This window comes from Geobacter sulfurreducens PCA (assembly GCF_000007985.2).
Lineage (GTDB): Bacteria > Desulfobacterota > Desulfuromonadia > Geobacterales > Geobacteraceae > Geobacter > Geobacter sulfurreducens.
On the sequence record NC_002939.5, the window covers coordinates 1,323,500 to 1,336,225 of the forward strand.

General features: G+C 59.5%; 13 protein-coding genes. 10 read left to right on the forward strand and 3 right to left on the reverse strand.

Translation table 11 applies throughout. The features are described from left to right. Positions 1-10 precede the first annotated feature (10 nt). Both GS_RS06080 and GS_RS06085 read right to left on the reverse strand, forming a co-directional pair. Positions 11-844 carry a response regulator gene (locus GS_RS06080; protein ID WP_010941877.1) on the reverse strand — a complete coding sequence of 278 codons (834 nt, stop codon included), beginning with the start codon at positions 842-844 and terminating at the stop codon, positions 11-13. Between the two features lie 271 nt (positions 845-1,115). Next, positions 1,116-2,336: an ammonium transporter gene (locus tag GS_RS06085; protein WP_010941878.1), complete on the reverse strand. Its 1,221-nt coding sequence runs from the start codon at positions 2,334-2,336 to the stop codon at positions 1,116-1,118. A gap of 296 nt (positions 2,337-2,632) precedes the next feature. On the opposite strand from GS_RS06085, the gene GS_RS06090 reads away from it, so the two are divergent. The 10 genes from GS_RS06090 to GS_RS06135 all read left to right on the forward strand — a co-directional run bounded on the left by GS_RS06090 (position 2,633) and on the right by GS_RS06135 (position 12,172). After that, positions 2,633-3,790, forward strand: a complete 1,158-nt coding sequence (locus GS_RS06090; RefSeq protein ID WP_010941879.1) for an acetoin utilization protein AcuC — start codon at positions 2,633-2,635, stop codon at positions 3,788-3,790. Next, a complete protein-coding gene (locus tag GS_RS06095) occupies positions 3,768-4,637 on the forward strand; it encodes a hypothetical protein (RefSeq protein WP_010941880.1) in 870 nt (289 codons plus the stop codon). Before GS_RS06090 ends, GS_RS06095 begins: the two co-directional genes overlap by 23 nt. Then, the gene (locus GS_RS06100; RefSeq protein ID WP_010941881.1) at positions 4,634-5,593 is read left to right on the forward strand and encodes a hypothetical protein; all 960 of its coding nucleotides are present in this window, start codon (positions 4,634-4,636) and stop codon (positions 5,591-5,593) included. The genes GS_RS06095 and GS_RS06100 overlap by 4 nt, the downstream gene beginning before the upstream one ends. A 141-nt stretch (positions 5,594-5,734) precedes the next feature. Next, a complete protein-coding gene (locus GS_RS06105; protein ID WP_010941882.1) occupies positions 5,735-6,181 on the forward strand; it encodes a hypothetical protein in 447 nt (148 codons plus the stop codon). 109 nt (positions 6,182-6,290) lie between these two features. Further along, on the forward strand, positions 6,291-7,151 hold the full coding sequence (locus GS_RS06110; RefSeq protein WP_041914047.1) for an ABC transporter ATP-binding protein: 861 nt from the start codon (positions 6,291-6,293) through the stop codon (positions 7,149-7,151). A 42-nt stretch (positions 7,152-7,193) separates the two neighbouring features. Continuing rightward, positions 7,194-8,207, forward strand: a complete 1,014-nt coding sequence (locus GS_RS06115) for a DmsE family decaheme c-type cytochrome (protein WP_010941884.1) — start codon at positions 7,194-7,196, stop codon at positions 8,205-8,207. Between the two features lie 31 nt (positions 8,208-8,238). After that, positions 8,239-10,350 (forward strand): outer membrane channel lipoprotein, encoded by a 2,112-nt coding sequence (locus GS_RS06120; RefSeq protein ID WP_010941885.1) that lies wholly within the window; start codon positions 8,239-8,241, stop codon positions 10,348-10,350. A gap of 21 nt (positions 10,351-10,371) precedes the next feature. Further along, complete coding sequence (locus GS_RS06125; protein WP_010941886.1) at positions 10,372-11,334, forward strand: ABC transporter substrate-binding protein; 963 nt, start codon at positions 10,372-10,374, stop codon at positions 11,332-11,334. A gap of 33 nt (positions 11,335-11,367) precedes the next feature. Continuing rightward, positions 11,368-11,763, forward strand: coding sequence for a response regulator (locus tag GS_RS06130; protein ID WP_010941887.1), 396 nt, complete (start codon positions 11,368-11,370; stop codon positions 11,761-11,763). Between the two features lie 16 nt (positions 11,764-11,779). Beyond that, entirely contained in the window at positions 11,780-12,172 is a 393-nt protein-coding gene (locus GS_RS06135; protein WP_010941888.1) for a hypothetical protein, read from the forward strand. Positions 12,173-12,182: 10 nt separating this feature from the next. On the opposite strand, the gene GS_RS06140 is transcribed toward GS_RS06135, so the two are convergent. Further along, positions 12,183-12,668, reverse strand: coding sequence for a metallophosphoesterase family protein (locus tag GS_RS06140; protein WP_235044987.1), 486 nt, complete (start codon positions 12,666-12,668; stop codon positions 12,183-12,185). Positions 12,669-12,726: the final 58 nt, after the last annotated feature.

Here is a 12,726-nt window from a genome sequence, read left to right on the forward strand (position 1 = left end):
GGATGTGGTGTTATTTGAACCGTTTCAGGAGGTCGAAGGCCCGCCGCACGCGTGTTACGATCCGGATGGGCTGAACCGGCTTGGCGATGAAATCAATGAAGCCGGCCTCCAGAGCCCGCTGCTCGTCCTCGCCGGTGGCCTTGGAGGTCAGGAGGATCATGGGGGTGTCTGCGATCGTGGGGTTTGACCGTACCGCCCGCATGAGGCTGAATCCATCCATGCGGGGCATGACCGAGTCGCAGATGATCAGGTCGGGCTTTTCCACCACGGCGGTTTTGAGCCCTTCCACGCCGTCGCCGGCCAACAGGACATCGAATCCTTCCTTGTGCAGGGCCACCTGGATGATCGTGGCCACCGGTGGCGTATCCTCAACCACCAGGATCTTCTGACGCTGGGAATCCTTGGCTTTACCGTGCAGGTAGTGCTTTTCGATCGCAGCCAGCAGGTCCTGGCGGGTGGCCAGGACCGGGATGATCTGTACCCCGTTCTTTTTGGCCAAAAAATCGATTGTTTCTACGTCGAAGGGGTCATTGACGGCGAGCGCCAGCATGTTGTCCTTCTGCTTGATGGGAAACACCTGCTTCTGCACCGCGATGTCCTGGGGCACAAGAGCGAGCAGCTCGGGGGGGAACGCATAGTCCGCGAATCCTCTCACCGTCTTGAAGGCAAACTGTTTTGAAAGAGCATCGATCAATTCGTCGCCGTTAATGACCCCCATCTCTTCCAGAACCTGGCCGAGGCGTTTGCCGCTCCCCTTCTGGCGTTCGAGGGCCCGCTCAAGGGTCTTCATCGTGATGATCCCAGCCTCCACGAGAAGATCGCCCAACTGCTTCTTGTCCGACATGTATGCTCTCCGTTGCTTCCCTGATAGTGATCAAGCGGTCCGATCACTACTATGACACACTTTGTACCGTATACCAACCGCTTGATATCACACTAATTGCTGTTTGGCTTCTCGGTCGGGCACGTGCATTCGCTCTGTAGCGACTGTATCACATAGTTACTATATCGGTCTGTAAAGAGAATACTTTAGAAATGTTGTCAAAAATTCGGGGGGTGATGGCTGTAAAACAAAAGGCCCCGGTAGGGCCTTTTGTTCGGTATGTCAGGTGAGGTTAGCGCACATGGTCTTCGGGATAGGCGCCAATCTGGTGGATCGAAAGGTCGGCGCCGGCAAACTCCTGTTCATCGGTTAGCCGGATGCCCACGGTGCGGGAGAGAATGCCATAGACCAGGAAACCGTTAACAAGTGCGAAGACCACGGCCGCGAGGCTTCCCAGGAATTGGGAAACGAAGGAGACGCCACCCATGCCTCCGAACAGCGGCTGACCGAATATCCCCGCAGCAATGCCGCCCCAGGTGCCGATGACACCGTGGAGGGGCCAGACACCAAGTACGTCGTCGATCTTGAGCCGTTCCTGCTCGTACTGGAAGCCGTAGACGAAGATGACGGAGGCAACGGCACCGGTGGCGAAGGCTGCAAGGGGGTGCATGATGTCGCTGCCAGCACAGATGGCGATGAGGCCGGCCAAGGCGCCGTTGTGAACGAAGCCGGGGTCATTCCGCCCGGCAACAATGGCTGCGAGTACGCCGCCGACCATTGCCAGGAGCGAGTTGACCGCCACCAGCCCCGAGATTTTTTCCACATGCCCCGCGCTCATGACATTGAAGCCGAACCACCCCACGGCGAGAATCCAGGAGCCGAGCGCCAGGAACGGTATGTTGCTGATGGGGATGGGATGCGACTTGCCGCGCACGTAGCGCCCCATGCGGGGACCCAGTACCAGCACGGCCGGCAGAGCCAGCCAGCCTCCGACGGAGTGGACGACAACCGAACCGGCGAAGTCGTGGAATTCAGCTCCGCCCACGCTTTTGAAAAAGCCTTGGAGCAGCGAGGCGTTCTGGCCCCAGATCAGGGATTCGAACAGGGGGTAGGAGACGCCGGCAAAGATGGCACCCGCCAAAACCTGGGGCCAGAACTTGGCCCGCTCCGCGATTCCGCCCGAGATGATCGCCGGGATGCATGCTGCGAAACAGAGCAGGAAAAAGTAGCGGACTAGGTCGTATCCCTGGGTGGTGCCAAGAAGGTCGCCGGCAGGTACGAGAAAGGATATTCCGTAGGAAATGGGGAATCCCACCAGAAAATAGGCCACGGTTGAAACGGACCAGTCGGTGAGGATCTTTACAAAGGCATTGACCTGGTTTTTCTTGCGGACGGTGCCCACTTCCAGGAATGCGAAGCCTGCGTGCATGGCAAAGACCATGACCGCACCCAGCATGAGAAACAGCACGTCGGCACTGTTCCTGAGACCTGTCACCATTGACAGAGAGTCCATTGATTACCTCCATTGGTATGTGGTCATGCCCTTCGTTGGGTCTTTGCCCTCGATAGCAACCTCTCTGCCAAATCGATAATGCTGTGAAATTTCAGTAAAAGGTGGTATCCCGGCGCCCTGCGGGATGTTCGCTCTGACCAAACCTTCGGCAGGGCTGCCTTAAAAAGAGGCGCCTGTTCCGTCATCCGCATCGACCGCCGGGGAAAATAGGGGTTGACGGGGGGATGTCTACATTGTAAATTCGCGTGGTTAAAAGAAATTGAGGCTATTTGCGTCTTTCTGTTACGGGAATTCTATTGCCAGCCAGAACAGCCCTCATATACTCGAACGATTTCGCCCGGTTCAGCTACGGCGACGATCACCCGTTCAAGATCCAGCGTTTCATTCTCGCCTTTGAGCTCATGCGCGCCTATGGCCTCATGGAGCTTCCGAACGTCAAAATCCTCGACTGCCCCCGAGCTGCGGAAGAGGCACTGCTTACCTTTCACGCGCCCGACTATCTCGATCGTCTCAGGGAATTCAGCGAGTCGGACGATGCCCGCGCCGATTTCCGGTACGGTCTCGGCGATCTGGACAACCCGGTTTTCCGGGGGCTCTACGACTGGGCACGGCTGGGTGCCGGAGGGACCATCGAGGCGGCCCGGCTGGTTGCCGAGGAGGGCTATGACATCGCCTTCAATCTTGCGGGGGGGTGGCATCACGCCCATCGGGCCAAGGCATCGGGATTCTCCTATCTGAACGACGCGGTCGTGGCCATCAACCTGCTCCTGGAAAAGGGCCTGCGGGTGGCGTACCTCGATATCGATGCCCACCACGGCGACGGAGTGCAGGAAGCGTTTTACGATACGGACCGGGTCCTGACCATTTCGATTCACGAGAGCGGCATGTACTTCTTTCCCGGCACCGGTTTCGAGGGGGAAACCGGCACCGGCGCGGGCACGGGGTATTCGGTCAATATCCCGCTGGTGGCCCACGCCGACGATGCGCTTTTCATGAAGGCCTTCGACGAAGTGGCGTTTCCGCTTCTCGCCGCCTATAATCCCGACGTCCTCGTGACTCAACTGGGCGCCGACACCTTCCGTACCGATCCTCTCACGCGGCTTGAGGTGACGACTCATAGCTACACCTATATCCTGCGCAAGCTCAAGGCGCTCGGCATCCCCTGGGTTGCCGTGGGAGGGGGCGGATACAACCTGGTCAATGTGGCCAGGGCCTGGACCCTTGCCTGGGGGGTGATGAACGGGGTCGAACTGCCGCCCCGACTGCCGGATTCGTTTGTGTCGATCATCGGCCGGCTCGGCTATCCCAACAGGATGCTCCTCGATGCCATGCACTGGGCCCAGGAGGACGACCGCAACCAGGCACTGGACGCGGTGGAGCGAAGCATAGCTGTCATCCGGAAGACGATTTTTCCGGTGATCATCGGTTCCTATGGCGAGACTTCCGGGGAATGAGCCGCTGGTGTCGGCCTCGGGCCGCGAACTCCATACCCTGCGCGAGGTCAATGGTCTCGCCCCGGCGGAGCGCGACCGGGTTTACGCCGGACTGATTCCACCCCGGCTGTTTGAACTGCTTGGAATATCGCACGAAACCCTGCGTGGAGCCGACGGGCTCGGCAGGGTACGGATTATCGCGCCGGAGGGAATCGGCCTGGTGCGGATCGAGGTGAGGGCCCGGCCAGACGACCGGGACACGGTCTTCTTTCTGGAGTTGGCCGATACCCCCTACCGTCAGATTGAGCTGGCCTTTTGCATCATCGCCGACCCATGTGCCCCGCGTTTCGATGTGGACAGGGATGCCGAAGGGCGGTCCAATTACTTCGCCTCTCAGGGGCGGAACGTCCCCGAAGAGATCCGCGCCATGGCGGCGGGGCTGTTCCCGAATCAGACGCGCCGCGGCCTCAACCTGTTCGGCGAGTTCTTTCCGCGATTTGAGCGCTTTGTGGACGCCCTCGGTATGGAGATGATTGCGGCGGAGCCCCTGACCTACGATAACGCCATCCGCTACGAAAAGTACGGTTTTGACTATGTCACGGGGAAACGGCTCATGGTGGAGATCGATCGGGAATTCAGGCCTGGCGGGATTCTCCACCAACGGCTCGACGGCTCGACGCCATTCCGGCTGCCCGGTGCCGAACGGACGGTGCGGGGGCGCAGCTGGGCCATCCACGACGGCATCATGGACGAGCAGTGGGACGACGTGCGCATCTACAAAATGGTCGGTATCCATGCGGGAGTCGATACCTTTCCTGACCGCGAGAGCGACCTTGTTGGCGAAACACGAGGAGGAGTACGAATATGAGTGCGCAGGTGCAGGACCTGACCCCCATCAAGGGAGTCACCTACTATTACCCACCCCACGACGCGGTGCTCGTCTTCAAGGACGGCGCGGCCGAGATTCCCTACGGCGGGCTGCCGGTCCCCCTTCTGGAGGAGGATTACGCCTCCCTCGACGGAGAGCCTTCCTATGATGCGGTCGGAAGGGGAGTCTACCAAACCCTGCGGACCAACCCGGACTGCATCCACTGTGCGGCCTATGCGACGCTGCTGCGGGACGCCTACCCTCACTACCTGGCGGAGCTGGCCAGCCACGCTATCATGCTCGACAGCAAGGATGTGGAGGTTCCTTACATCGACCGGAAGATCGTCAGCCTCAAGGTCCTCTCCCTTCTCGAACCGGACAACGCGGGACTCCCTCTGGAGATCGGCCGTGCCTATCTCGACCGGGGGCTGCGGCTTTCGGCGCTCCACATGTCCACGGTCAGCATCTATCGGGCCGAGCACTTCCTGCGGCGCGCCCTGGAACTGACGCCGGAAGACGGCAGAGCGCTCCGCCTGCTGGGGGAGGTCTGCTACCTGCTGGGGAAATACGAAGAGGCGGCCTCCTGCTGGCTCGATACCCTTGATCTGGCCGATGCCGATGAAGCGGAGCGTTTCAGGGTACGTCTTGCCCGGATCAGCGAGGGACGGCTCCCCCTTATTGCCCCGGTGGATTACCTGGAAGCCATCGGAGCAGCATTTACCTGTTTTCACACCGGCGACTACGAGGAAGCCGTTGCCATTCTCCAGGACGTGCTCATGGACGGGATTTTCTGCGCCGAGTTTCCCATTGCCGACATCCATTGCGTCATCGGCAAGAGCTTCGTGCAGCTGGACATGCCGCGTTATGCCGAAGAGTCGTTCCGCGCCGCGCTTCAGCTGGATCCGGCCCACGAGGAGTCGCTTGCCTGCCTCAGGAAGGTCACAGGGGAGGAGTAGGATATGTTTGGCTTCAGTATTGCAGACTGGATCTTCATTGCGCTGGTCATGGCCACGATTTTCGCCTGTGTCGCCATTAGCGACATGCGCCGCCCGAAGCGCTGAAGCGATTCAGTCGGATCACCTCGGAAAGGCCGCCAAATGACCGAAGATCAGGAACTGGAAATGGACTCGCGCCCCCTCGGCCTCGTGTTGCTGACCGGGCTCTATCTCTTTTTCTTTATCGTTACGGCCACCAGTTACGGTAATCCCTTCCCCTTTCTGGGGCGGATATATGTGGGAACGGCGGCCAAGGCAATCGTGTTCGTCGACAGCCTCATCTGTCTCTATCTTTTTCTGGGTATCTACAAGAGACAGCTGCTGACTTGGTATTGCCTGATCGGCTACAACCTCTTCGAGGTGGTGAACACCATCATCAACCTGAACATGATTACCACCGCCGAACTGGAACGGATCATTGGAGAGCCGATCGACAAGGAAGCCCTGGTGGTCAACAACATCGCCAGCGCGTTGGCCATCCTGCTGTTGACGCAGTATATCTACCGGCACCGCGCGTTTTTCACCAACCGGCGCCACTATCTTTTTTAATGTGAGCGCGAAGCGGCCCTGAACACCACTGTTGAGGCGTGACCGCGCCTCTGGTATCATTGGCGGCCACTATCGCGCGAGGAATAGTACCGTGGTTTTTGTTTCCCAGATGGATTCGGCACACGATGGCGAAGGGCTCTTTCATAAACTGATGCACGGTCTTGCCCCTTCCTTTTTCCACAAGGAGGGGTGCGACTGTCGGGTTGACCTGACCGATACCCGCGGGGTTTCCATCAGGATCGAGAATCTCAACAAGTATTTCGGCGAAAAGCATGTCCTGAAGGATGTCAATCTGGCCATCAATGCGGGCGAGACCTTCTGCATCATCGGACCGTCGGGAACCGGCAAGAGCGTTCTCCTGCGTCATATCGTCAAGCTGGATCGTCCCGACAGCGGAGAGATCTTCATCGACGGCCATCCGGTCTTCGTCAACGCGGGGAAGGATACGCCGAGCGACTACCGCTACAGCATGGTGTTCCAGTCGTCGGCTTTGTTCAACTCCCTGACCGTGGGCGAGAACGTGGGGCTCTGGCTGCGCGAGAAGCGGATCTGCAAGGAACATCGCATCCGGGAGATCATCCGCGAGAAGCTGGCCATGGTGGGCTTGGAGAATACCGAGCAGCTCAAGACGTCGGAACTGTCGGGGGGCATGAAGAAGCGGGTTGCCATTGCCCGGTCCCTGGCCATGAACCCCGATCTCATACTGTATGACGAACCGACGGCGGAGTTGGATCCCGTGACCACCGACGAACTGGCGAATACCATCCTGAAGCTCAAGGAGACGACGAAGAACACCACCATAATCGTGACTCACGACCTGAACTTCGCCCTCTATGTCTCGGACCGCATCGCCATGATGCACGACGGGCGGATCGTCGATGTCGGCACCCCAACGGAGATCAAGGCAAGTCAAAACCCGATTGTGAGGGGGTTCATCTACACGACCACCAAGGGGATCAAGGGCGAATGACCGCGTGACCGCGTCAGGTGTTCTGCCCACAGGGGAAGATCCATGAGAGGATACGGAAAAGCGTTTGTTGCACTGAGTGTCTCACTGGTCGTCGGCGTCTCGCTTCTCGCGGGCTGCGCGGCGCTCAAGCAGGACCGTCCGCTCCTGCCGGTCAGGGAGTATGAACGGATGATCGTTGGGCGTCTCGATGCGGAGTACGTGGGGACCGACAACTGTGTGGCCCGTTGCCACAAGCATGAAAAGATAACCGACGATTTCCGCCATAGCGTCCACGGCGAGCAGATCCGCCCCGAAACAGGCCTCCCCCTGGTTAACTGCGAATCATGCCACGGGCCGGGAAGCCTGGCCATCGAGAAGGTCGGGGAAGATGTGGCGTACAACGACGAACACAAAGTCAAGTGCGACACCGGCAAGCTCCTCGACATCAAAAATCTGCATACCCCCGCTCAATCGCTCATCTGCCTCAAATGTCATACCGCCGCATCAACGCCGAGTCTTGCCCACTGGAACACCGGTGTTCATGCCTTGAACGACGTCGGCTGCTTCGACTGCCACAAGCTTCACCAGGGCTCCCAGCAGAAGGTGAGCCGGGAGGAGATGGCGGAGATGTGCTACAGCTGCCATCCCCAGGTGAAGGCCGAAGCCCAGCTCTTTTCACACCATCCGCTCCGGGAGAGGAAAATGGCGTGCACCGACTGTCATGAGCCCCATGGTTCCACCCAGGAGCACCTTCTGCGGGGCAACACGGTCAAGGAGATGTGTACCCGCTGCCACATGGACAAACAGGGCCCCTTTGCCTTCGAGCATGGCGACGTGACCGAGAACTGCTCCACCTGCCACACTCCCCACGGCTCGGTCAGCAACCACCTCCTGAACGCGGCGATGCCGTTCCTGTGCCTCCAGTGCCATTCGGGCCATTTCTACACCCTCGACGCGGACCCGGCGACTGCGTCCCAGAACAGGCGGCTTTTCGCCAACCGCTGTACCGACTGCCATTCACAGATTCACGGAACCGATATGCCTTCCGCCGAAGGGCGTGCCTGGTTCCTGCAGTGAGTTGCCGACAACTGTGCCAAGGAGTCGACCCGTGAAGGAACTCATGAGGCTAAGAGCAAAGCTGGCGCTGGCATTTGTGTTGCTTGCGGCGGCAATTCCGGCCGGTGCCGGATGCGAGGAGCTTGTTGCGGCGGCAGAGCCGGAGGATCTCTCCTATGTGTCCGTTGTTCCGCAGGAGAGTGTCACGGAAGAAGGTGAGTACGTCGAAGTACCCCTTGAGGAGGTTAACGTCCGCACGCGGCAAATTGTCGATCTTTCCGCCGGCTACCGGTTTGTCGATGTCAGCCGTGATGGGAGCCGGGCCGCTGAATACGATCGTCTCCGGTCGAGCGGGGCGGGGCGGTTCACCGTCGGTTCCGTGGGCAGGGATCTCAAGCTGGTTGTTGAGGGCGAATACCTCAATACCAAGGACTACAACGCGTCACTGCTGTTTGACTACAAGGGGTATTATCGGCTGAATCTCCGAACTGAGGCGCTCTATCACAACCTTGACCACGAAGCGCCACACGTTCCCATTGCGGCCGACCTGAACCCGACTGACGAGTACGGCATGTACGTGCGGCAGGACAGCATCAATTTCCGCTATAAGTTCCACGACTACCCCATTCACCTCAATATCGGCCACTGGATGCTGGTACGCGACGGCTACTCTCAGCTTCGCTTTTCCGATTACGGCTTCGACGAGTCGCCCAACCCGGCCGACCTGGACGCGAACAACCAGGACCGGCGCAACAGGCTCCTGTTTCAGAGCCGTCCCGTCAAGAACCACACCCAGGAGGGAACCATCGGCTTTGACGCCCATCTGGGACCGGTCAATATCCTCTACACCTTCCTGATCAGGCAGCTGGACGACGGCATCGCGCCGCCCGGCTTCCAGTTTGCGCCCCGCTATGACGAAAACGGCGACCTGCTCCGCAGCGCCGGGCTTCTCCAACACAACACGACACCGGAGAGCCGTTACTACTCCCATACCGCCAAGCTCTATACATCGCTTACGGGGGGGATCATCGGATCCGCCTCCTATTCATACGGGAAAAGGGATAACCAGTCGTCGCTCACGACCGTGGCCGGAGCCGACCAGACCTCCAATACACTGCAGAATGTGGCCGGAGATTTCGTCTATACCCCTTGCCAGTGGTTTTCGTTTTCGACTAAGTACCGGCACCAGGAGATCGACCGGGATGCGCCGTCCGTCGTCCAGGTGCCCTCGCTGTCGAACCCGGTTGTGAGTGTTCGCTCGGGCATGGATACGCGGCGCGATGTGATCTCGGTCAACTTTTCCCTCCGTCCGAACACCATCCTGACCTTCAATGGCGAGTATCGGGGTGACTTCCAGCAACGCTCGAACACCGGCACGGACGTTGACCGCTGGCGTCTGCCCGATACCACATCCTCAAACCGCGGCACAATGACCCTGCTGTATCGCCCGTTCAAGGGGATGCGCCTGCGGGCGCTGTACGCCTACACGGCCACCGACAGTCCGTCGTACGGCACCGAGGCTGAAAACCGCCATGAGGGGAACATCCTGGCCTCCTATACCATGGCCGGGCGGTGGGGAGTCACCGCCAGCTACAAGATCGTCCGTGAAAACAATGACCACATCACGCAGGACGTCACCACCTTCGACGATCCGCCGTTGCATGGAACCTTGACACTGCCTCGCGACCGCCGTTCGGTTCACGGCGCGGCGAGTGTCTGGTTCGCTCCCCTTGAGGCCCTCATGGTGAGCGTCAGTGCCGGATATCTCCGGGACCACTCCGATCAGGCAATCCTCCTGTCCCGCTTTCTCCTCGGAGGCTACGCAGGGACCAAGTACACATCCGAGGCGCAGATTATATCGTTGAACGCATCCTATCGGTTCACGGAGTTGGTCGATCTTTCACTGGCACTCCAGCAGGTGCGTTCGCTTTCCGATTTCAAACCCGAAGATACCACGGCCGACGGGATATCAACCTTTCTGATCAGGGACGTGTCGCAAGCGAAGACCATCGAGAACTCGCTCTCCGCGCGGGTCAACTACCATCTCTCGCGACTGGTTTCCTGCGGCCTCGATTATTCCTATCGGGATTACGACAATAAGCTGTCTTCCCTGTACGAAGGGAACGTGCATCAGGTAACCGCCCTTGTGAGGGCGAAGTGGTAGCGGGATGACCGGAACCGAGTAATGGCGCTCAAAAAACTCTTCATAGCACTCACGTGCATGCTCTGCCTCTGCTGCGGCGCGTCGTCGGCGTCTGCGGCGGGCAAGCTGGTGGCTGCCGTGCTCACCAGCGATATGGAGCGTTACCGTGATGCGTACCGTTCGTTCCTCAAGGCTCTGGCGGCGAAAGGGTATGAGGAGGGGGCCGTGGAGGTGGTGACGCAGACGCCCAACCCTGACCCCATCTCCTGGGCGAACAGTGTGCGGAAATTCGATGCCATCAAGCCCGACCTGCTCGTGACGTTCGGTGCTCCCGTCACCCTTGCCGCAAAGCAGGAAACCAGCGGTATTCCCGTTGTGTTCGTGGACGTCTACGGGCCGGTCGAAACCGGCATCTCGCGCAGCATGTCCCAGGCGGGGGGAAGCCTCTGCGGAGTCAGCTCCAAGGTCCCCGTAGCAACGCTCATCAAGGCCATGGGCGATATCCGGCCCATCAGGACTCTGGGCGTCCTCTACAATACCCGGGAAGCCGGCTCAATCCTTCAGCTCAAGGAGGTCAAGCGCGTGGCGGCCCAGCAGGGGTTCGCGGTTGTCGAGGCGAATGTATCGTCCGCTGCGGGGCTCGATACGGCGCTTACCTATCTGCTCGGCCGCGCTGACTGCCTCTTCGTCTCCGAGAGTTCGGTGATCGGCAGAGGTTTCGACCGCATCGTCAGGAAGGCTACCGACGCACGTGTGGCGGTCATCTCACTTACGCCCGGCTCTTCCGAGCGGGGGGCGCTGGTTTCCCTCGAGATCAGCCCGACCGAGCAGGGGCAACTGGCGGCGGATTACGCATCCAAGATCCTTTCCGGCCGAAAACCGGGAGAGTTACCCGTCTACACACCACGTAAGGTTGACCTGGTGCTCAACATGGGAGTTGCCAGAACGCTGGATCTCCATGTACCATTCAAAGCATTGAGCGCCGCCACACGAGTGATCAAGTAGGGAGCGGCCGCGGCACTCCCTTTGAGGTAGTTGATGGGAAATATCCTGATCGTTGATGATGACAGATCGTTTTCGCAGTTTCTGAAAAAGTACATTCGTCAGTGCTTTCCCGCGCTGCGCGTGCATACCTGCTCGGACCCCGTCCGGGCCCTCGGACTCATCAGGAAGGGAGATGTGGATCTCCTCCTCGTGGATTACGAGATGCCTGTCATGGATGGGGAAAAGGTGGTTCGCTATGCCTGCCAGGTGGGCATGGACCGTAACAGGATCATCGTCCTGTCGAGTCGTGATGTGGACTATCTGCACCAGCACTTTCCCCTGGGAACCTGCCTGGCGGTCATGAACAAGTATGAGGCCGGCCAGAAAGCAGTGCTCGACATGGTATTGGGGTCACTGCAGCGCAAGACGTCGGAAGCGGTATGCGGGTAACGAAGGAGGCCATGGGATGGCTGGCAAGGAGATAACGGTTACTTTCTATCGGCAGAACCACGTGCGGGACAACTGGAAGGTCGATTTGCAGGGGGCCGAGTCGCAACGTTTTTTCGGCACGCTGGCCGACGATCTCTCCCGCAGCGGGGTTATCCTCAAGCAGGCAGTCAACGACGGTTTCACCATCGACATCAACAGTTACGGCGACCTGCTCAACTCGATCCGGATTTCGTCGCCGACCGACGGTTTCGCCAACGTGTGTATTGGCCACGTCATCGGTCAGAGCCCGAATCTCGACCTGCTGGACGATATCAGGCGCGCCGTGACGCGCATAGCTTTTGCCCCGGAAACCGTCCCTCCCGAGGACCATAACCGCAAGGTCTGCCACAACTGCGGCTGCGGCTGCTGATTCAGCCCTTTCAGGGAAGCACGGCAGGGAGGATTTCCGCCGTGATGGAGCCGTCGGTAAGGGTTACAACGGCATAGGTAAGGTTGCCGGCTCCCCGCTTCAGGCAGCCCGGATTGACGTAGAGGATGCCGTCGGTTGTTTCGATGCAGGCAACGTGGGTATGTCCGAAGAGGACCACTGCCGCGTCAACGGCGGCGGCCCGTTCCCGGAGCCGTTCAAGGCCCGACTTGACGTGGTAGATGTCTCCATGGGTCAGAAGAAAGCGCCGGCCGGCCAGTTCCAGCGACACCTCGCGGGGGTGGGCGGGGGAGCAGTCGCAGTTGCCTTGGACTTTGATGATGGTTTTTCCCGTGGCATCCTCAAGGAAGTCGGCATCCTGAAGTTCGTCGCCCAGATGAACGACGTGGCCGGCATCTTCGTGCAGGTCGAGGATACTCAGTGCCAGGCGCTGATTGCCGTGGGTATCGGAGAGGACCACGATTTTCATAGTATTCATTCTAGCAGAGCGCCGCTGAATGCCTCAACAGGAATAGTGGGAACACGCGCCCATGGTG